This is a genomic window from Kribbella sp. NPDC002412 (genome assembly GCF_053592935.1).
The window spans coordinates 1-18,124 of the sequence record NZ_JBSFBL010000011.1 but is presented as its reverse complement, the minus strand read 5'-3'; the positions used below and the strand labels follow the sequence as shown (position 1 = coordinate 18,124).

Genomic DNA, 18,124 nt, shown 5'->3' with positions numbered 1-18,124 from the left:
TCTGCTTTAGCGGGCCTCGGTGCTGATCAGGATGATGGTGCTGTCCGGGGTGAGTTGGAGGCGGTCGCGGGCGGCACGGAGGCCGGCCAGCGTGGCTGCGCCGCTTGCGCCCGACGAGATGCCGGCCGCGGCCAGGTCATCCACTGCTTGCAGTGCCTCGTCGTCGTCGACTGTGACGGCGTAGTCGAGGCCTGAGCGAAGTACGGGATAGGCGAGGGTCGACGCCGTACCGCAGTTGAGGCCGGCCATGACTGTCTTGCCGGTGGGGACAGTGACAAGCTCACCGGCCAGCAGGCTGGTGGTGACGCAGGAGGCGGAGGCGGGCTCTACGCCCAGCACAGCGGGAGTGGACGAACCGCTGCGGTAGTGGGTGACTGCCGCCTGCGCGATCGACCCCACACCCATCGGCACGACGACCAGGTCGGGCTGTACGTCGATCTCGCGGAACAGGGTCGAGTAGCCGTCCACGATGTGCTGCGGCACCACCTCGTACCCGGGCCAGGCGGAGTCCTGGATCAACAGCCGGCCAGGGTCGTCCGAGTACGACGCTGCCTCGGCGACCGCGGCGTCGTACGTGTCAGGTACGACAGTCACCGTCGCGCCCTCGGACCGGATCGCGTCGATCGCCGCATCGCTCACGACGTCCGGGACGAACACGTGGGACGGCAGCCCGAGCATCGCGGCCCGGCGAGCGACCGCCCGGCCGTGGTTGCCGTCGGTCGCGGTGACGAGCTCCACCGGACCCGCGTGGTCCTGCATCGCCCGGTGGATCGCCCACCACGCGCCCAGCGCCTTGAACGCGGGCAGGCCGAGCCGCTGCGACTCGTCCTTCACCAAGACCTGGCCGACACCCAGCTCAGCGGCCAGCGACGGGACCGGGGTCAGCGGCGTCAGGCGGTACCCGGGCAGGCTCTGGTGGAACGCCAGCACCTCGTCCGGTGGAGGCGCCGTACGCCAGGAGCGTGCGGTCGGGTTGTCGTACCAGCGCACGACCTAGGCGACCAGGCAGAAGGCCTCGGCCGAGCCGGAGTAGGCACGCGGGGACGAGGTGATCCGGCGCGGAGCCGACTGCTCGACCCGGATCGCGGCCGTCTGGAGACGGATCGGCAGCGTGGACCGGACCGCGGTCGCCAGGTCGAACTGCACCTCGGCCAGCAGATCGGTCAGCTCGAGGTCCAGCGCGCGGCAGATCGCGGCCAGGATCTCGGACGACGGCTCCTTGCGGCCGCGCTCGATCTCGGACAGGTAGGGCACCGACACCTGGGCCAGCTCGGCGAGCTCGCGCAGGGTGATCCCCCGCTCACGCCGCAGCCGGCGAAAGACGTTCCCGATCACCTGGCGTAGCAACACGTCTGGCCTCCTCGCCTCCGGATCTCCTGTACCGAGTGTGCCATCCCGGCCAGGTCTGCGGTGGGCAGATCTGCCACGGGCAGATTCCCGGCCGGTTCCGGACGGTCCGGCCGCAGGCTGGACGGCATGAGCGAAACGCCGAACACCCTCGACACCCACATCTACCAGCGGCTGCTCTGGCAGCGGATCCTCGTCCTGGGCGACGAGATCAAGGACGAGAACGCCAACGCCCTGTGCGCACAGCTGATCCTGCTGAACGCCGAGGACCCGAAGGCGGACATCTCGCTCTACATCAACTCCCCCGGCGGCTCGGTGTCGGCCGGGCTGGCGATCTACGACACGATGAACTTCATCTCGAACGACGTGGCGACGTACGCGATGGGCCTGGTCGCGTCGATGGGTCAGGTGCTGCTCACCTGCGGCACGCCGGGCAAGCGGTACGCGCTGCCGCACGCCCGGATCATGATGCACCAGCCGACCGGCGGCATGGGCGGCACGGCCTCCGACATCAAGACCCAGGCCGAGCAGGCGATCAAAGCCCGCGAAGACCTGGCCCGGTTGATCAGCGAACGCACCGGCCAACCCCTCGACCGCATCACCACCGACTTCGACCGAGACCGCTGGTTCACCGCCGAGGCCGCCCAGGACTACGGCATCATCGACCGGGTCCTCACGAGGCCAACCGCAGTACCGGCCTGACGGCCGGCGTGTAGGGGTGGCTGGTCAGGCGCGGGCGAGTGCCTGGAGCAGGTCGGCGGTCAAGTCCTCGGGGTCTTCCAGGCCCAGGCTGAGGCGGAGGAGGGCGTCTCCGGGCTTGGCTTCCTTGGCCACCAGGCGGTGCGTTAGGGCGGCGGGGTGCTGGATGAGGGTGTCTACGCCGCCTAGGGAGACTGCGTGGGTGATGAGCTTCAGCGAGTCGGCTACTCGGGCGGCGGCTTCGTAGCCGCCCGCGACTGTGAAGGCCAGGACGGCGCCGGGGCCTGACTGCTGACGGCCGATCAGTTCGTGGGGGTCGGTGAGACCTGGGTAGTAGACCTTTTCCACAGACGGCTGGGCGGTCAGCCAGTCGGCGAGTTTGGTGGCGGTTGCCTGCTGCGCCCGTACTCGCACTGGCAGCGTCTGCAGTCCCCGGTGCAGTTCGTACGCGGCCAGCGGGTGCAGCAGGCCACCGGTCACGGCCCGGATCTGGCGGAGCCGGGCTGTCCACTCCGCGCCGGCCGCGACGACGCCGCCCATGACGTCGCCGTGGCCGCCGAGGTACTTGGTTGCCGAGTGCAGCACCAGGCTCGCCCCGTGACGAGCCGGCTGCTGCAGGACGGGCGTCGCGAACGTGTTGTCCACAAGCACGGGCACGTCGCCCGCCTGCCGGACCACCGCCGCGATATCCACAAGCTCCACGGTCGGGTTGGCCGGCGTCTCCAGAAGCACCAACCCGGTCTCCGGCCGGATCTCCGCTGCCACCGAATCGGCCGACGTGTAGCTGACCGTCGTACCCAGCAGGCCTGTGGACAACAGGTGGTCTGACCCGCCATACAGCGGCCGTACGGCGACCACGTCCGGGCGGCCGGCGGCGACAGTGGCGAGCAGACAAGCGGTGAGCGCAGCCATCCCGGACCCGAACGCGACCGCCGAGTCGGTGCGCTCGAGCTCCGCGAGCGCCTCCTCGAACCGGGCCACCGTCGGGTTCCACAGCCGCTGGTACACCAGGCTGCCGCCGTCCGGCGCCTTGCCTTGCGTGAGTACGTCGTACGACGTCCCGCCGGCCGTCACCCCGGGCAGCGGATAGGTCGTGGACAGGTCGATCGGCGGCACGTGGACGCCGAGCGCGGTGAGGTCGTCGCGGCCGGCGTGCACCGACCGGGTGTCGAGCTGGGTCATGCGTGCCTCCTCATGTCGCCTGCACTCACTCGGCGACGAGGATGGAATCTTCTGCAGATCTGCCGCAAGAGTTCCGAAGAAAATTCATCCACAGGCTCATCCACACGCTGTGGATTCTGTGGAGGAGTCCTACAGTGGTGCCATGCCGAAGGATCGTCGGACCCCGGGACCGGCCCCGCGCGCGGCTCCCGACGGGCTCGACGACGTCGACCGCGAGCTGGTCCGGCTGCTGGCCGCCGACGGCCGGATGCCGAACAACGCGCTCGCGGAGGCAGCCGGAATCGCCCCGTCGACCTGCCTGATGCGGGTGCGGTCGCTGCGGGAGCGCGGGGTGATCAGGGGCTTCCACGCCGACGTGGACCTGGCGGCGCTCGGACAGCCGCTGCAGGCGCTGGTCGCGGTGCGCATCGGGGCGCACTCCCGCGATGAGATCAACCGCTTCCGGACGAAGGTGCCCGGGCTACCGGGAGTGCTGTCGCTGTTCCACGTCAGCGGCGCGAACGACTACCTGCTGCACGTGTCGGCTGCGTCGCCGGACGCGCTCCGCGAGTTCGTGCTGGACCACCTGACCGCTGACCCAGCCGTAGTACACGCCGAGACGAGCCTCATCTTCGAGCACGTCCGCGGCGGAGCGAGCTAGAGACCCCAGGCGGCGGCCAGCTGCGCGAAGGAGTGCCGGCGCTCGGCGGGGTCGTGGATGTTCGTGGTGATGATCAGTTCGTCGGCGTCCGCGGCCTTCGCGCGGCTCGACAGATCGGCAACGACCTGGTCAGGCGTGCCGACGGAGACCAGCCCGGCCCACTCCTCGACGGCCGCGCGCTCGGCGTCGGACCACGGGTAGGCGGCGGCTTCCTCGGGTGACGGCAGCGGACCCGGCCGGCCGGAGCGCAGGCGCAGCATGGACAGCGCGTTGGCCTGCGCGAGCTGCTGCGCGCGTTCCTCGGTGTCGGCGACGATCGCGGCCAGCGCGAGGATGACGTGCGGCGTCGACTGGTGGTCGGACGGCTGGAAGTTCTCCCGGTACGACGCGATCACACCGGCCGGATCCAGCGTCCCGAAGTGACCGGCGTACGCGAACCCCGTCCCGAGTGCGGCCGCGGCCTGGCCGCCGTACGTGCTGGAGCCGAGGATCCACACCGGCGGCAGCGGTACGTCGTCGGGTTGCGCGGAGATCGGCGCGAACGGGTGGCCGGCCGGGAAGCCCTCGGCGTACGCGCGAAGCTCGGCGTACTGCTCGGGGAAGTCGTCAGCGCCGAGCGCCTCCCGGCTGCGACGCAGCGCCAGCGCGGTCCGCTGGTCGGTGCCGGGTGCGCGGCCGATGCCGAGGTCGATGCGATCCGGGTGCAGGCCGGCCAGCACGCGGAACGTCTCGGCGACCTTCAGCGGCGAGTGGTTCGGCAGCATGATGCCGCCGGAGCCGACGCGGATGCGCGAGGTGGCCGCGGCGACGGCCGCGATCATCACCTCGGGAGTCGAGCTGGCGACGCTCGGGATGTTGTGATGCTCCGCCAGCCAGTAGCGGTGGTACCCGGCGGCCTCTGCGGCGCGGGCCAGCTCCAGCGTCTCGTGCAGCGCCTGCGACGGCCGCGATCCGGTCGGCACCGGCGAGAGGTCGAGCACGGACAACGGCATCGGTTCGGAGGTCACGTTCAACCACCAACCGCCGCCCGTCGCGAGCTATTCCGGGTACGGCGTTCGTTCGCGAGCATCCCGTAGTGGCCTGGCCCACCAGGCGAGCTGGTCGAGCAGCGACACCGCAGCATGGGGTGTCGTGGGGTCGGCGGGCTCGCCGTCCGCGGTGAAGTCGGTCTCGTGGAAGCCGAGGGTGTCGCGAATCGTGACCGCATGGAGCTCGCCGAACACCAGTCGCAGCTGCTCGGCGGCCCGCAGTCCGCCTGACCGGCCGCCGTACACGACGAAGGCGATCGGCTTGCCGTACCAGGGCCGCCGTACGGCGTCGATCGCGGTCTTGAGGTCACCTGGGTACGCGTGGTTGTACTCCGCGGTGACGATGACTGCTGCGTCGGCCTCGGCGATGCGGGCCGGCAGCTCGGGCAGTGGCACGGCGCTCAGGTCGATCGGGTCGAGCTTGAAGTCGTCGGACTGCTCGACCTGGCGGGCGAACCAATGGGTGACCAGAGTGCCGAAGCGACCGGGGTCGACGGTGCGGGTGAGCAGGGCCAGCCGCAGCGGATGAACGGTCACGGCGTGGACGCTAATACCTCAACACGACTTGAGGTCAAGGTCGAGACGAGGAGCAGTTCAGAAAAGGCGGGATCCGGGATAAACTCATGGATTTGTGGCTGCCACCGGAGGAAATGCAGAAATGTCCTCCAGGAACCAACGGACCGCATTTTATCACAAGGGGTTTGAATTGCCGAATCCGGTTCAGGCCGAGCAGGTTCACCTGACGGCGTTCTACGCTGCGCTCGACGCCGAGCGGGAGCGCGCCGAGGCCCGCAAGCAGGACGAGCAGCTGGTCCACACCCGCAACGCGCAGGCCCTGCACCAGCGCGACGGCCGGATCCGTGAGCTGAACACCCGGCTGGCCCGGCTCAACTCCGCCGAGGAAGGCCTGTACTTCGGCCGCCTGGACGCCGCCGACGGCGAGACCCTGCACATCGGCCGGCTCGGGCTGCACGACGCCGACTACGAACCGTTGCTGGTCGACTGGCGCGCGCCCGCGGCCCGCCCGTTCTACATCGCCACCGCGGTCGCGAACGAGGGCGTCGTACGGCGCCGCCACATCCGGACCCGGCTACGCAAGGTGGTCGACGTCCAGGACGAGCAGCTCGACCTGGACCGGGACGCGCCGGACGCGTCCAAACCCGGCACCGGCGTGATGGGCGAGGCCGTCCTGCTCGCCGCGCTCGAGGCCCGCCGGACCGGCCGGATGGAGTCGATCGTGCAGACGATCCAGGCCGACCAGGACCGGATCATCCGCTCGGAACTGCCCGGAATCCTGGTCGTCCAGGGCGGTCCGGGCACCGGCAAGACCGCGATCGCGCTGCACCGGGCGGCGTATTTGCTTTACACGCACCGTGAGCAGCTGGAAAAGCGCGGAATTCTGGTGGTCGGGCCGAATCCGGCGTTTCTGCGCTTCATCGGCGAGGTGCTGCCGTCGCTCGGTGAGGACGGCGTCCGCCTCGTGACGGTCGCCGAGCTGTACCCGGGCCTGACCGCGACCCGGCCGGAGGTCGCGGAGAGCGCCGAGGTGAAGGGCCGCGCGGTGATGGCCGAGGTGATCGCGAAGGCGGTCGACGACCGGCAGTGGGTGCCGGACCGTCCGATCCACCTCACCGTCGACCGCACCGTGCTGCGGCTCGACCCGCCGTTCTGCGCGGACGCCCGGGCGCGGGCCCGCAGCCGCAACCTCACGCACAACCAGGCGCGGCCGTTCTTCCTGACCGAGGTCGTCGACTTCCTCACGGACCAGTACGCCGACCTGATCGGGGCCGACCCGCTCGGCGGCGAGAACCTGCTCGACGACTACGACCGTCAGGAGCTGCGCAAGGAAGTCCTCGCGGAGCCCACCGTGCAGGCGGTGCTCGACCAACTGTGGCCGCTGCTCAGCCCGCAGAAACTCCTCGAGGACCTGTACGGCGACGAGGACCGGCTGACCCTGGCCGCGCCGCAGCTGAGTGTCCTGGATCGCGAACACCTCCTGCGGTACGGCGATGACTGGAGCCCGTCCGACGTACCACTGCTGGACGAAGCGGCCGAGCTGCTCGGGGACGACGGCCGGGAAGCGGCGAAGGAGAAAGCGGCCCGGGCACGGGCGATCGCTTACGCGCAAGGCTCGCTGGACGTGCTGACCGGTTCGGGGTCGACGGACTTCGACGAGGACGACGACGCGGAGGTGCTGACCGCGAAGGACATCCTGGACGCCGAGATGCTCGCGGAGCGGTACGAGGCGGACGACGACCGGACGCTGGCCGACCGGGCCGGCGCCGACCGGCGGTGGACCTACGGACACGTGATCGTGGACGAGGCGCAGGAGCTGACGCCGATGGCGTGGCGGGCGATCGCGCGGCGGTGCCCGCTTCGCTCGATGACTGTGGTCGGTGACGTCGCGCAGACCGGCGCGATCGGCGGCGGGACGAGTTGGGAGGGCGCGCTCGGGTCGACGTTCGGCGATCGCTGGCGGCTGGCCGAGCTGACCCTCAACTACCGCACGCCCGCCGAGGTGATGGAGCTCGCTGGTGACGTCCTGCGCGAGGTCGACCCGGGGGCGAAGGCGCCGCGCTCGGTCCGGTCGACCGGGGTGCGGCCTTGGCACGCGGACATCGCGCCCGCCGACCAGGCGGCGTACGTGCAGAAGGTCGCGGCCGAGGAGACGCAGCACGGGCAGGTCGGTGTCATCACGTCCCGCAACCGCCTCGAGTTCGTGCAGGAGGCGGTCGCTCACCTCAACGACGTGACGGTGCTGAGCGCGGCCGGCGCCAAGGGCCTCGAGTTCGACTCGGTCCTGGTCGTCGACCCCGACGGCATCCTGATCGAGTCACCACGCGGCTTGCGCGACCTGTACGTCGCCCTGACCCGCTGCACCCAACGCCTCGGCGTAGTCGGCCCCCTCCCCGAAGTACTCCAGCCCTCCACCGCCTGGGACGACCGCCGTTAGTGGTCGGCGCAGCACTTTTGTTGGTGTTGGAGTTCGAAGGGGATGAGGAGGTTGCCGGCGGCGGGTTGTAGCTGGAGGACCAGGCGGCCGGCGCGGCGGAGGGGGCGGAGGAAGTCTCGGGTGTCGACGAGTGCGTCGTCGGTGATCGGGATGCCGCCGACGGCTTCGAGGTCGTCGATGCCGCAGCGGGTGCGGAGCTCGGCGGCGGGCAGGACGCCGTGGGCCTGTTCGTGGCCGGGCCAGCGGACCGCGCGTCCCGCCGTACCGAGGGCTGCTTCCACGGCGGCGCGGTAGGCGCCGCGGACGAGGTGGCTCGGGCCGGCCAGCTCCGGCTCGGACGCGCCCGGCCGGGTGATCGCGAGCCCGGCGTGCTGAGTGGCGAAGTGGCCGCGGACGGCGTCGGCCAGGTCCGCGGTGCTCATCAGCGACACCGCGACGTGCGGGCGGTCGCCGCCTGCCACCAAATGGGTGCAGGCGACGACCGGCTGGTGCACGGCGTCGAGCAGGTCGTACAGCAGGTGGTCGGCCGTGGCCGTGTCCCGGCTGTCCGCGTCGATCGCGATGATCATGTCGGTTACTTCGGCAGGACCCAGATCGGGTTCGTGTAGAACCACAGGTCGACCCACGGGTCCGCGTCGCCGACCACGTCGAGCTGCGGCCCGGCCGGGTCGACTGCCGCGCCGAGGTACCCGGCCTGGCTGCGGTTCCCGTCGGTGCCGCGGACGCGGACGTAGTACGGCGCCTCCGCCTTGCCCAGCGGGTAGACGAGCTCGAACGTGCCGCGCCGGCCCGAGGTGTCCCACTGCCGGACCACCTTCGTGCTCGGCGTGGTGAAGGTGTCGCGGTCGGAGACGGTTCCGGTCACCGCGCCCTGGATCACGTCGACCCGGTTGAGGGTCGGCACGAAGGTCGCCCAGTTCGGCATCGTCTGCGCGGTGATCCGGACGACGAGCTCGAGAGCCCGGCCCTTGCGCGTGATCAGGGCGCCGCCGAGCGGTTCGCCGTACCGCTTGCCGACCTCACGGACCTCGACCTCGACGCCCTTGACCAGTGCGCCGTGGTCGACCCAGACGCGGCCGTTGCGCAGGCCCTCCATCACCGCGAGGTAGTCGCGCCGGTCCGCGCCGACGTGCGTGCGGCTGTAGAAGCCGGGCCAGAAGTCGCCTGCGGTCGAGTTGACCGTGTTGCCGTAGACAGGGTCCATGTAGCGGCCGTCCCGGTCGAACTGCGCCTGGCTCGAGCCGTCCGGGCGACGGGCGGTCTCGTTCCAGTTCACGTGCGAGTCGGAGTTCGCGCTGATCCACCACGGCTTGCCCTCGGCGAGCAGGCTGTCCCACAGGCCGCCGACGGTCGCCGTCATCCAGTCGAAACCGCCCCAGGTGCGGTAGCTCTCGGCCGGGTAACCGGAGAACGAGTTCGCGTTCGGCGAGTTGCCGTAGAAGCCGCGTGCGTTCGCGGCGCCGATCCCGGCCGGCAGACCGGCCGCCTGGTGACCCGGCGCGCCTTCGAAGCCGACCGCGATCCGCGGGTCGGCGTCGCGCCAGTTGCGGATCTCATGCGGGCTGTCGATGCCGTTGCGAGCCGGGTGGTTGGCCAGGAACAACGCGTCCGCGACCCGGCGGCGGTCGACCTGCTGACCCAGCCACTGGATGCCGGACACCGCGAGCGCCTCGTTGGCGGGTGTGTTCGCGCCGGCTCCCTTCACGCTGCCGTCGTAGCTGTTCTCGAACTGCTTCAGTACGTCGACCTCACGGCTGCCCGGCGCCACGAAGACGGTGCCGTGCTCGGCGGCCGGGATGTTCCACTCCAGGCCCTGGAAGATCAGCGTGTTGCGCAGCTCCGACCGGGCCGCCTTGATCTGCGGGTTGACCAGGTCGACGCCGATCCGGGCGTGCGTCGCGCCGCCGTGGTCGGTGATGACCAGCCAGTCCAAGCCGTAGGCCGCCGCGTGCCGCGCCTGGTCGATCACCCGGTACATGCCGTCGGAGCTCAGCTGCGTGTGGATGTGGTGGTCGCCGGCCAGCCAGACGTTGGGACGGCTGCCCGGTTTGAAGATCCAGCCGTCCTTGGGCGCGGCGGCCGCGGCAGCCTGCACTCCGGTGACGGCGAGGGCGGCCGTACCTCCGAGGATGCCTGCCGACCGCAGCAGGGCCCGCCGGGACACCTCGCTCGGCGACAGGTCGCTGTCCGGCACCGACTCGTCGAGCGCCGCCAGCGTGGCCGCGTCCAGCTCGGTGTTCGGGTGGTGGTGGTGATGCCCGTGACCGTGGTCGTGGTCATGACCGTGGTCGTGGTCATGCGAGTGCGGGTGGCTGTGGTCGTGCGCGTGCCCCATCGTGCAGTCCTCTCGGATGGCGGAATCCCGCGCGATCATCGCCCTTTCCCATGACCACCAGATGTTGTCCCGGTGAACGCCTACCGATGGACAACCCGCCGCCGGACCACTTCAATGGCCCGGGATGAGAACTCGCTGGGCGACGTTCCGACGGGCCGCGACCACCGCTGTCACGGTCGGTGGTCTGCTCGCGCTGCCTGCGTGCAGCGATTCTCCGCCGGACGCGCCGGCGGTGCGGGCGAGCAGGCCGTCGGCGCAGCCGCCCAGCCGGTCGCCGTCACCCTTGCCCGCGGCAACGTACGTGTTCCCCATCCGCGGCTGCGAAGCCTCTGCGTCACAGAGTCATCATGACTATCCGGCGTCGGACATCTTCGCGAAGACCGGCTGCAAGTTCGTCGCGCCGGTGGACGGTCAGGTGGACGAGGTGACCGCAGTCGACCGGTGGGACCCGGAGACCAACGTCGGCCGGGACCGCGGTGGGTTGTCGGTGTCCGTGGTGGGGGTCGACGGCGTGCGGTACTACGGTTCACACCTGTCTGCGATCGGTGCCGGCATCAAGCCAGGATTGCGGGTCCGCGCCGGCCAGTTGCTCGGCTCGATCGGCAACACCGGGAGCGCCCGGGTCACCCCGCCCCACCTGCACTTCGGAATCAGCTGGCCGACCCCACCCGGCCGCTGGTGGATCCGCCGCGGCTCCGTCCCACCCCAGCCCTACCTGAACGCGTGGCGCGAAGGCCGCCAATTGTCCCCTGTCGCGGCGGTAGCCAAGGCCCGCCGAGCTTACGGTTCCGACCGCGGCTGTCGCTCCTACTGCTAGTCGACGGCCTCGAAGAGCGGCACGTCGTCGTCAGGAAGAGTGATCTCGACGCGGTCCAGGTGGCCTTGGTACGGGAAGGTGCCGGTGTACTCGGTCGACGCCGGGGACGCGCCGTCGTGGCCGATGTCGAGGCCTTCCCAGCCGTGGAAGTTCGGCAGCACGGCGTCGAGCTTGCCGGAGGCAACTTCTTTGGCGTCGACCAGGAGCCGCACGGAGGCGGTGCAGTCGCCGGTCTTCTCCACGTCCACCGCGAGCTCCGTCGTACCCACGGGAATCGGCGCATCGGACCGGAAGACGGTGTGCTTGCCGAGGTAGTTGTGGTCGAAGACCAGCCGGTCGTCCTTGACGAACAACGAGAACCCGGTGGCCACGCCACCGAGCGCCACCAGCACGCCGTCACCGTCCGAGTCAGTGCGTTCGACGAAGGCGGTCATCCGGTGCGAACGGTTCATCGTCGGCGGGCACGCGGCCGCCGGCAGGTGCGGCATCCCGCGGTAGTAGACAAACGTGCGGCGGGCACGGATCGATCCCGGCCTGGCCACCTTGGCCCGGACAGCGAATCCGCGGTCGTCGAGCGGCAACACGTCGTACTTGCCCGCCTCCGCCCAGAACCGCTGCTGCAGCTCCGCCAGCTTCTCCGGGTAGCGGGAAGCGACGTCGTCACACTCCGACCAGTCGGTCGTGGTGTCGTACAGCTCCCAGCGGTCCTCGGCGTAGTCCGTCCCCCGCTGGTGAAAGGCGACGGCCTTCCAGCCGTCGTGCCAGATCGCCCGGTGGCCGAACATCTCGAAATACTGCGTGCGATGCGTGGTCGGCGCCTCGGCGTCGTCGAACGTGTAGGTCAGCGGCGTCCCGTGCAGCGGGAGCTGAGGCACCCCTCGGTACGTCGCGGGCGCCTCGACGCCGACGAGGTCGAGCACGGTCGGGGTGATGTCGATGACGTGGTGGAACTGGGACCGGATCGCTCCCGAGTCGGCGATCCGCCCCGGGTACCGCACGACCAGGGGCACGCGTACCCCGCCCTCGTGCGTGTTCTGCTTGTAGCGCCGGAACGGGGTGTTGCCCGCCTGCGCCCAGCCCCACGGGTAGTTCGAGTGCCCGCGCGGTCCGCCGATTTCGTCCAGGTGCTCGAGGTTCCAGGCGAAGTCCGGCTCGATGCCGTTCTGGAACGCGGCCGGGTTGAGCGAGCCGCGCTTGCCGCCCTCCTGGCTCGCGCCGTTGTCGGACATCACCACGATCATCGTGTTGTCCAGCCGGCCCAGCGCCGCCAGCGCGTCGACGAACCGGCGCAGCTCGGCGTCGGTGTGGTCGAGCATGGCGGCGTACGCCTCTTGCAGGCGGGCGAACAGCCGGCGCTCGTCGTCGGTGAGCTCCGCCCACGGCTCGACGCCGTCGTTGCGCGGGGACAGTTGCGTGTCGGGCGGGATGACGCCGAGCTCCTTCTGCCGGGCGATCCGGCGGTCCCGGATGACGTCCCAGCCCTCGTCGTACCGGCCGCGGTACTTGTCGAGGTACTGCTGCGGAGCCTGGTGAGGTGCGTGCGCGGCGGCGAAGGCGAGATGCAGAAAGAACGGCTTCTCCGGCGTCGTCGAGGTCTGCGCCCGGACGAACGCGATTGCCTGATCGACCAGGTCGGTGGTCAGGTGGTAGCCGTCCTCGGGCCGCGCCGGCGCTTCGATCGCGTGGTTGTCCGCGTAGAGCTCGGGGTAGAAGCAGTCGGTCTCGGCCTCGAGAAAGCCGTAGTACCGCTCGAAGCCGCGGCCGAGCGGCCACTGGTCGTACGGACCGGACGCGGTGGTGTGCTCGGTCGGCGCGAGGTGCCACTTCCCGACGCACATCGTGTTGTAGCCGGCGTCGACCAGCAGCTCGGCCACGGTCGCGGCCGCCTTCGTGACCTGACCGCGCCCGTTCGGGTAGCCGGTGTCGAGGTTGGACAGCAGGCGCATGCCGACGGAGTGGTGGTTCCGCCCGGTCAGCAGCGACGCCCGGGTCGGCGAGCACAACGGCGTCGCGTGGAAGTTCACGTACCGCAGCCCGTCGGCGGCGAGCCCGTCGATCGTCGGGGTGTCGATCTCCGACCCGAAGCAGCCGAGGTCGGCGAACCCGACGTCGTCGAGGACCACGTAGACCACGTTCGGCGCCGAGGCTCCCGGCGTCGGGACGGGCGCCCAGTGCGGCACCGAGTCCAGGTGGGTGAGGCCGATCCGCCCCTCGAACCGCCGGCTCTCGTCCATGACCCTCCTGCGCTCGCCCGGAGTGCACTGGTCGGACCAGTGCACCTAGTTGTTGCCCAGGATTTCCCCGCCGAATGCCGGTGTCAAGAGCCGCCGGGTGTCCGCGAGATGTCACGGCCCGACGATCTGGCGGATCTCCGACTCGCCTTCCCAGCCCGGCCAGGTACGGCGATGCAGGTCCATGAACCGCTCGGTCCAGTGGATGACCTCGGCCCGGGTCGCGACGTCGTACACCGCGTAGGCGCCGAGCGGGGTCGGGTCCTCGAAGGGACCGTCGGTGACGGTCAGGTGGCCGGCGTGCACTCCGACTCGGGTCGCGGTCGCGATCGGCAGCAGCCCCGCGGTGTCGACGAGGACCCCGCTGCGGACGGCCTCGGCGCCGAGGGCGGCGATGCCTTCGTGCAGCGCGGGTGGCGGGAAGCCGTGCGACTCCGACGTACGCAGCAAGGCGATGAATCGCATCAGCGGGCCTGGCCCTCGCGCAGCATGCCGATCGACTTCTCGATCCGCCGTGCCTTGGTCTCCTCGGTCTTGGCGCCGGTCACCTGCAGCACGTGCCACTGCTGCTTGCTGTAGCTCAGCGTCTGCCAGAACTCCTGCGCCTTCGCGTCCCCGGCCAGCGCCGCGGCAAACTCCTCGGGTACGTCGACCTCGCGCGGAGCCGTGTCGAGCACCACGTCGACCTCGAGCACGTCCCCCGCCGCGACCCCGGCAGCGGTACGGCGTTCCCCGCTGACGCCGAGCAGGTACCGCCCACCCATCCGGGCGATCGAGGTCCGGAAGGTGAACCCGTTGACGGTCACGCTGACCTTCGGGTGCGCGCCGCCGCCGAGCGCCTCGACGATCTCGGCGGGAACCTCGAACCCGGCCGCGGTCTTCCCGGTGCCCTCGAGCTCGGCCGTGAACTTCATCGCAGACTCCCCTCCGCGCGAGCGCGCAGCATCAGCAAGGTGATCCAGGTCCAGCCCAGAATGACAGCGACGGTGAAACCGAGGTTGACGGCCGCGGTGCCGGCCCCGGCGCCGAGACCGGCCAGGCCGAGGAAGTAGACGATGCCGGTGATCAGCGAGAACCGCGACCAGCCGGCCGACCGGTGCCGCCCGAACCACCGGCTGAGCACGAAGCAGGCGACGATCAGCCCGATGAACCCGATCATCCCGGCGATGACGTGCCCGGCCCCGTGCCAGCTCACCGTCTCCGGCATCGCGTCCGGTGTCCCCGGCGGGAACCCGAGCGCCGGATCGGCCCGCATGAACCCGGCCGCGGCCACGCCGGCGCCGTACACGAGCAGGCCGCCGACGCCCCAGCGCGACCGCTCGCCTGGAGCGAAGGACTTGGCGAGCCCGATCGCGCCGAGCACGGTCAGCAGTCCGGTGCCGACCATCATCACCGAGTGGACCCAGCCGCCGGTCCCGTTGGCGAGCAGGCTGAGCGAGTGTTTGCGGATGTCGAACCCGTCGCGGACGATCGCCTCGACGGTCCCGATCCCGACGTACAGAGGGCCGGCGAGTGCCCCGGCCAGCAGGAGAGGTCGTTTCATGGCTTCAGCGTCGAGCGAAGGCCTTCAGAAAACCTTCGGGAGTCCTAGGCTGAGGCGCATGCGATTCGGGGTGTTGGGGCCGGTGACGGCCTGGACCGATGACGGCCAGGCGGTGCGGATCCCGGACCGGAAGGTGCGGGGACTGCTGGCTGACCTGCTGCTGCACGCAGGGCGGCCGGTCGCGGCGGCGGCGATCATCGATGATCTGTGGGGCGACGAGCTCCCGGCCAACCCGACCGCGACGCTCCAGACCCGGGTCTCCCAACTGCGCAAGGCCCTGGACGACGCCGAGCCCGGGGCACGCGACCTGGTGCGGACGACGCCCGCCGGCTACCTCATCACGGTCGCGGCCGAGGCTGTGGATTCCGGCCGGTTCCGCGCGCTGGCGGCCCGGGCCCGGCAGACCGGCAACGCCCGGATGCGTGCCGCCACTCTGGCCGATGCGCTCACGCTCTGGCGCGGTCCGGCGTACGCCGATGTCGCGCAGGACGCGTTTGCCCGGGCGACGATCGACCGGCTCGACGAGGAGCGGCTGGCCGTTCAGGAGGCGTACGCCGAGGCCCGCCTGGTGCTCGGTGAGTACGACGAACTCGTCGCCGAGCTGGCCGAGCTCGTGGCCCGGAACCCGTTGCGTCAGCGGCTGCGCGCCGTACAGATGAAGGCGTTGCATCAGTCCGGCCGGCAGGCCGAGGCGTTGGAGAGCTACACCGACCTGCGGAACCGGTTGGCCGACGAGCTCGGGCTCGATCCCGGCCCGGAGCTGGTCGCGCTGCATCAGGAGATCCTGATCGAGCCGCCGACCGTCCGCGAGCCGTTGAAGACCAACCTGCCGGCCGAGGTCGAGCTGATCGGCCGCGATGCAGCTGTGGACGAGGTGGCGGAGCGCCTTGCCTCGGCCCGGCTGGTGACGCTGACCGGTGCGGGTGGGGTCGGCAAGACGAGCCTTGCACTCGCGGCAGCCCGCCGAAGCGGGGACGAAGCCTGGTTGGCCGAGCTCGCCGCACTCGACGCCGGCGCGACGGCCGACGAGGTGTCGGCGTTGATCGAGGCAACGACCGGATTGCTTGTCCTCGACAACTGCGAGCACGTGATCGAGGCCGCCGCGGACGTGGCTGCCCGGCTGCTGCGCGAGTCACCCGAGCTGCGGATCCTCGCGACCAGCCGCGAGCCGCTTGCAGTCGCGGGAGAGCATCGCTGGCCGGTTCCACCGCTGGGCCTCCCCTCCGCTGACACGGACGCGGCCGCCAGCCCGGCCGTCCAGCTCTTCGTCGCGCGTGCTGCCGCGGCGGATCCGCGCTTCACCCTGACCGCCGACAACACCGCGGCAGTGGTCGCGCTCTGCCGTCGGCTCGACGGGCTCCCGCTCGCGCTCGAGCTGGCCGCGAGCCGGGTGGCGGCGATGGATGTGCGCGACCTGGTCGACCGGTTCGACGACCGCTACCGCGGGCGCGGTCTACCCGATCGGCAGCAGACGTTGTCGGCGATGGTCGATTGGAGCTGGGACCTGCTCGGCGAACCCGAGCGGGCGGTGCTGCGCCGGCTGGCACCGCATCCCGGCGGGTGCACGCTGGCCGCGGCTGAGGCGGTGTGTGCGGGCGATGACGTACCGGTCGCCGAGGTGGCCGAGCTACTCAGCCGGTTGGTCGACCGCTCGCTCGTCGTCCGCGTGGATGGGACGTCCGGTTCGCGGTATCGCCTGCTGGAGACGGTCCGCGCGTTCTGCCTGCAGCGGCTGGAGGAAGCCGGGGAGCTCGAGACCACGCGACGCCGGTACGAGCGGTACTTCGAAGGCCTCGCGCGGCACACCGAGCCCCGGCTGTACGGGCACAGCGAGCTGTTCGCATACCTCGGCGGCCTGTACGGCGACGCCCCGACGCCGACCGCTACCCCGGCCACGATGTTGCCGCGGACAACGACCGTGACCTCGGCCGACGGGACCCCGATCGTGCTCGAGACGTACGGCGCGGGCGAGACGGCGATCGTGCTCGTCGGCGGCGCGCTGAACGACCGGCGGACCTTCGTCCCGCTCGCCAAACGGCTGGCCGGCAAGTTCACCGTGGTGACCTACGACCGGCGTGGCCGGGGCGACAGCGGCGAGGTGCTGCCGTGGGCGGTCGAGCGGGAGTTCGAGGACCTGGCCGCGGTCGTGGACGCGGCCGGCGGTTCGGCGTACGCACTCGGGGTCTCGTCCGGCGCAGTGCTCGCGGCCGAGGCGGCGGTGTACGGCGTGCCGATCCTCGGGCTGCTGCTGATCGAGCCGCCGTTCATCATCGACGACACCCGGCCGCGACTCGCGGCGGACTTCGCGGACCGGCTGCAAGAACTGGTCAGGCAGGACCGGTACGGCGACGCGACCGAGCTGTTCCTGGTCCAGGCCGTCGAGATGCCGGCCGAGGTGCTCGCGCCGATGCGGTCCGCCCCGCTGTGGAAGGACCTGGAGGCGCTGGCGCCGACGCTGGCGTACGACGTCCTGGTGATGGGCGACTTCACCATCCCGGACCACTGGGCGACCGCGATCACCGTGCCCACGCTGGTGATCGACGGCGGCGAGAGCCGGGACTGGCGCCGGAACACCGCGCAGGTCGTGGCCGACCTGCTCCCGGACGGGCGGCGGCTGACCATGGACGGGCATCCGCACGACGTCGAGCCGGACGTGCTCGGGCCGATCGTCGAGGACTTCGTCGACCGGACCATGTCGAGCCGGCTCGCCTAGTTCCGACGTACCTGGTGCGTGAGCTGATCGGCAGCTCTCTCGCAGATAGGCACAGTTATGCAGCCCGTTCTGAACAGCATGTTGCTCGGCAGCGCCGACCCGGAGCGGTTGAAGGCGTGGTACCGCGACGGCTTCCACGCCGAGGTGGACGGCTACGGCAACCTGAACCTCGGCGGCTTCGGCCTGGTGATCGAGCACCGCGACGACGTCGCCGCGAAGACCGCCGAGCCCGGCCGGTGCATCGTGAACTTCGCCGTCGACGACATCGAGGCCGCGGCCGCGCACCTGCGCAGCCTCGACGTCGAGTGGCTGGTGCACCCGGAGGACCGTGGGGTCGGGTGGTTCGCCACCGTGGTCGACCCGGACGGCAACTACGTCCAGCTGATCCAGATGAAGCCGGAGTACTTCGCCGGGCTCTGAGCAAAGAAACGTCCGCACCGGCCTTGGGGAACCGGTGCGGACGGGGTCTTCTGTTCCAGGGTCTTGCAATCAGGCGCATTCAGGGGAGAAAGGGCGGCAAGCGGGGGGCAGAGCGCCAACGCCCGCTTGCCGCCAACGACACCTTTGGTGATCGAGGTGACCCGCGCTGGCCTGGCGCGCTGTCTACTGGGGCTTTCTTGCGTTGTTCGGCGTGGG

The 18,124-nt window shown here is 70.7% G+C and carries 17 protein-coding genes; 6 read left to right on the top strand and 11 right to left on the bottom strand.

Annotated features, from left to right (window positions below; translation table 11 throughout):
• Positions 1 to 6 precede the first annotated feature (6 nt).
• Positions 7 to 990, bottom strand: coding sequence for a pyridoxal-phosphate dependent enzyme (locus ACWCOV_RS11430; protein ID WP_449829152.1), 984 nt, complete (start codon positions 988 to 990; stop codon positions 7 to 9).
• A gap of 3 nt (positions 991 to 993) precedes the next feature.
• A complete protein-coding gene (locus tag ACWCOV_RS11425; RefSeq protein WP_449829151.1) occupies positions 994 to 1,350 on the bottom strand; it encodes a helix-turn-helix domain-containing protein in 357 nt (118 codons plus the stop codon).
• A 126-nt stretch (positions 1,351 to 1,476) separates the two neighbouring features.
• On the opposite strand from ACWCOV_RS11425, the gene ACWCOV_RS11420 reads away from it, so the two are divergent.
• Positions 1,477 to 2,049, top strand: coding sequence for a ClpP family protease (locus ACWCOV_RS11420; protein ID WP_449829150.1), 573 nt, complete (start codon positions 1,477 to 1,479; stop codon positions 2,047 to 2,049).
• Between the two features lie 24 nt (positions 2,050 to 2,073).
• On the opposite strand, the gene ACWCOV_RS11415 is transcribed toward ACWCOV_RS11420, so the two are convergent.
• On the bottom strand, positions 2,074 to 3,228 hold the full coding sequence (locus ACWCOV_RS11415) for a trans-sulfuration enzyme family protein (protein WP_449829149.1): 1,155 nt from the start codon (positions 3,226 to 3,228) through the stop codon (positions 2,074 to 2,076).
• Between the two features lie 142 nt (positions 3,229 to 3,370).
• Between ACWCOV_RS11415 and ACWCOV_RS11410 the strand changes: the two genes are divergently transcribed.
• The gene (locus ACWCOV_RS11410; protein WP_449829148.1) at positions 3,371 to 3,868 is read left to right on the top strand and encodes an Lrp/AsnC family transcriptional regulator; all 498 of its coding nucleotides are present in this window, start codon (positions 3,371 to 3,373) and stop codon (positions 3,866 to 3,868) included.
• On the opposite strand, the gene ACWCOV_RS11405 is transcribed toward ACWCOV_RS11410, so the two are convergent.
• Together ACWCOV_RS11405 and ACWCOV_RS11400 are read right to left on the bottom strand one after the other, a co-directional pair.
• Positions 3,865 to 4,875 carry an LLM class flavin-dependent oxidoreductase gene (locus ACWCOV_RS11405; RefSeq protein ID WP_449829147.1) on the bottom strand — a complete coding sequence of 337 codons (1,011 nt, stop codon included), beginning with the start codon at positions 4,873 to 4,875 and terminating at the stop codon, positions 3,865 to 3,867. The genes ACWCOV_RS11410 and ACWCOV_RS11405 overlap by 4 nt on opposite strands.
• A 30-nt stretch (positions 4,876 to 4,905) precedes the next feature.
• Positions 4,906 to 5,433, bottom strand: coding sequence for an NADPH-dependent FMN reductase (locus ACWCOV_RS11400; RefSeq protein WP_449829146.1), 528 nt, complete (start codon positions 5,431 to 5,433; stop codon positions 4,906 to 4,908).
• A 169-nt stretch (positions 5,434 to 5,602) separates the two neighbouring features.
• On the opposite strand from ACWCOV_RS11400, the gene ACWCOV_RS11395 reads away from it, so the two are divergent.
• Entirely contained in the window at positions 5,603 to 7,849 is a 2,247-nt protein-coding gene (locus ACWCOV_RS11395; protein ID WP_449829145.1) for a HelD family protein, read from the top strand.
• On the opposite strand, the gene ACWCOV_RS11390 is transcribed toward ACWCOV_RS11395, so the two are convergent.
• Positions 7,846 to 8,418: a hypothetical protein gene (locus ACWCOV_RS11390; RefSeq protein ID WP_449829144.1), complete on the bottom strand. Its 573-nt coding sequence runs from the start codon at positions 8,416 to 8,418 to the stop codon at positions 7,846 to 7,848. The genes ACWCOV_RS11395 and ACWCOV_RS11390 overlap by 4 nt on opposite strands.
• 5 nt (positions 8,419 to 8,423) lie before the next feature.
• The gene (locus ACWCOV_RS11385; RefSeq protein WP_449829143.1) at positions 8,424 to 10,184 is read right to left on the bottom strand and encodes a PHP domain-containing protein; all 1,761 of its coding nucleotides are present in this window, start codon (positions 10,182 to 10,184) and stop codon (positions 8,424 to 8,426) included.
• Positions 10,185 to 10,308: 124 nt separating this feature from the next.
• Between ACWCOV_RS11385 and ACWCOV_RS11380 the strand changes: the two genes are divergently transcribed.
• Complete coding sequence (locus tag ACWCOV_RS11380; RefSeq protein WP_449829142.1) at positions 10,309 to 11,001, top strand: M23 family metallopeptidase; 693 nt, start codon at positions 10,309 to 10,311, stop codon at positions 10,999 to 11,001.
• Here ACWCOV_RS11380 and ACWCOV_RS11375 read toward each other — a convergent pair.
• The 4 genes from ACWCOV_RS11375 to ACWCOV_RS11360 form a co-directional block, all read right to left on the bottom strand.
• Positions 10,998 to 13,235: an arylsulfatase gene (locus tag ACWCOV_RS11375; RefSeq protein WP_449829141.1), complete on the bottom strand. Its 2,238-nt coding sequence runs from the start codon at positions 13,233 to 13,235 to the stop codon at positions 10,998 to 11,000. The genes ACWCOV_RS11380 and ACWCOV_RS11375 overlap by 4 nt on opposite strands.
• A 111-nt stretch (positions 13,236 to 13,346) precedes the next feature.
• Entirely contained in the window at positions 13,347 to 13,697 is a 351-nt protein-coding gene (locus tag ACWCOV_RS11370) for a YciI family protein (RefSeq protein WP_449829140.1), read from the bottom strand.
• Positions 13,697 to 14,146, bottom strand: coding sequence for a YdeI/OmpD-associated family protein (locus ACWCOV_RS11365; protein ID WP_449829139.1), 450 nt, complete (start codon positions 14,144 to 14,146; stop codon positions 13,697 to 13,699). The genes ACWCOV_RS11370 and ACWCOV_RS11365 overlap by 1 nt, the downstream gene beginning before the upstream one ends.
• Positions 14,143 to 14,775: a DUF998 domain-containing protein gene (locus tag ACWCOV_RS11360; RefSeq protein WP_449829138.1), complete on the bottom strand. Its 633-nt coding sequence runs from the start codon at positions 14,773 to 14,775 to the stop codon at positions 14,143 to 14,145. Before ACWCOV_RS11360 ends, ACWCOV_RS11365 begins: the two co-directional genes overlap by 4 nt.
• Before the next feature lie 58 nt (positions 14,776 to 14,833).
• Between ACWCOV_RS11360 and ACWCOV_RS11355 the strand changes: the two genes are divergently transcribed.
• Positions 14,834 to 17,488: an alpha/beta fold hydrolase gene (locus ACWCOV_RS11355; protein WP_449829137.1), complete on the top strand. Its 2,655-nt coding sequence runs from the start codon at positions 14,834 to 14,836 to the stop codon at positions 17,486 to 17,488.
• A 57-nt stretch (positions 17,489 to 17,545) separates the two neighbouring features.
• Positions 17,546 to 17,908: a VOC family protein gene (locus ACWCOV_RS11350; protein WP_449829136.1), complete on the top strand. Its 363-nt coding sequence runs from the start codon at positions 17,546 to 17,548 to the stop codon at positions 17,906 to 17,908.
• The last annotated feature ends 216 nt before the right edge of the window (positions 17,909 to 18,124 follow it).

Coding starts and splice junctions, on each gene's coding strand:
- ACWCOV_RS11365 (WP_449829139.1), bottom strand. CDS start 14,146: ATGAAGTTCACGGCCGAGCTCGAGGGCACCGGGAAGACCGCGGCCGGG.
- ACWCOV_RS11350 (WP_449829136.1), top strand. CDS start 17,546: ATGCAGCCCGTTCTGAACAGCATGTTGCTCGGCAGCGCCGACCCGGAG.
- ACWCOV_RS11355 (WP_449829137.1), top strand. CDS start 14,834: ATGCGATTCGGGGTGTTGGGGCCGGTGACGGCCTGGACCGATGACGGC.
- ACWCOV_RS11410 (WP_449829148.1), top strand. CDS start 3,371: ATGCCGAAGGATCGTCGGACCCCGGGACCGGCCCCGCGCGCGGCTCCC.
- ACWCOV_RS11420 (WP_449829150.1), top strand. CDS start 1,477: ATGAGCGAAACGCCGAACACCCTCGACACCCACATCTACCAGCGGCTG.
- ACWCOV_RS11375 (WP_449829141.1), bottom strand. CDS start 13,235: ATGGACGAGAGCCGGCGGTTCGAGGGGCGGATCGGCCTCACCCACCTG.
- ACWCOV_RS11380 (WP_449829142.1), top strand. CDS start 10,309: ATGAGAACTCGCTGGGCGACGTTCCGACGGGCCGCGACCACCGCTGTC.
- ACWCOV_RS11415 (WP_449829149.1), bottom strand. CDS start 3,228: ATGACCCAGCTCGACACCCGGTCGGTGCACGCCGGCCGCGACGACCTC.
- ACWCOV_RS11385 (WP_449829143.1), bottom strand. CDS start 10,184: ATGGGGCACGCGCACGACCACAGCCACCCGCACTCGCATGACCACGAC.
- ACWCOV_RS11390 (WP_449829144.1), bottom strand. CDS start 8,418: ATGATCATCGCGATCGACGCGGACAGCCGGGACACGGCCACGGCCGAC.
- ACWCOV_RS11370 (WP_449829140.1), bottom strand. CDS start 13,697: ATGCGATTCATCGCCTTGCTGCGTACGTCGGAGTCGCACGGCTTCCCG.
- ACWCOV_RS11360 (WP_449829138.1), bottom strand. CDS start 14,775: ATGAAACGACCTCTCCTGCTGGCCGGGGCACTCGCCGGCCCTCTGTAC.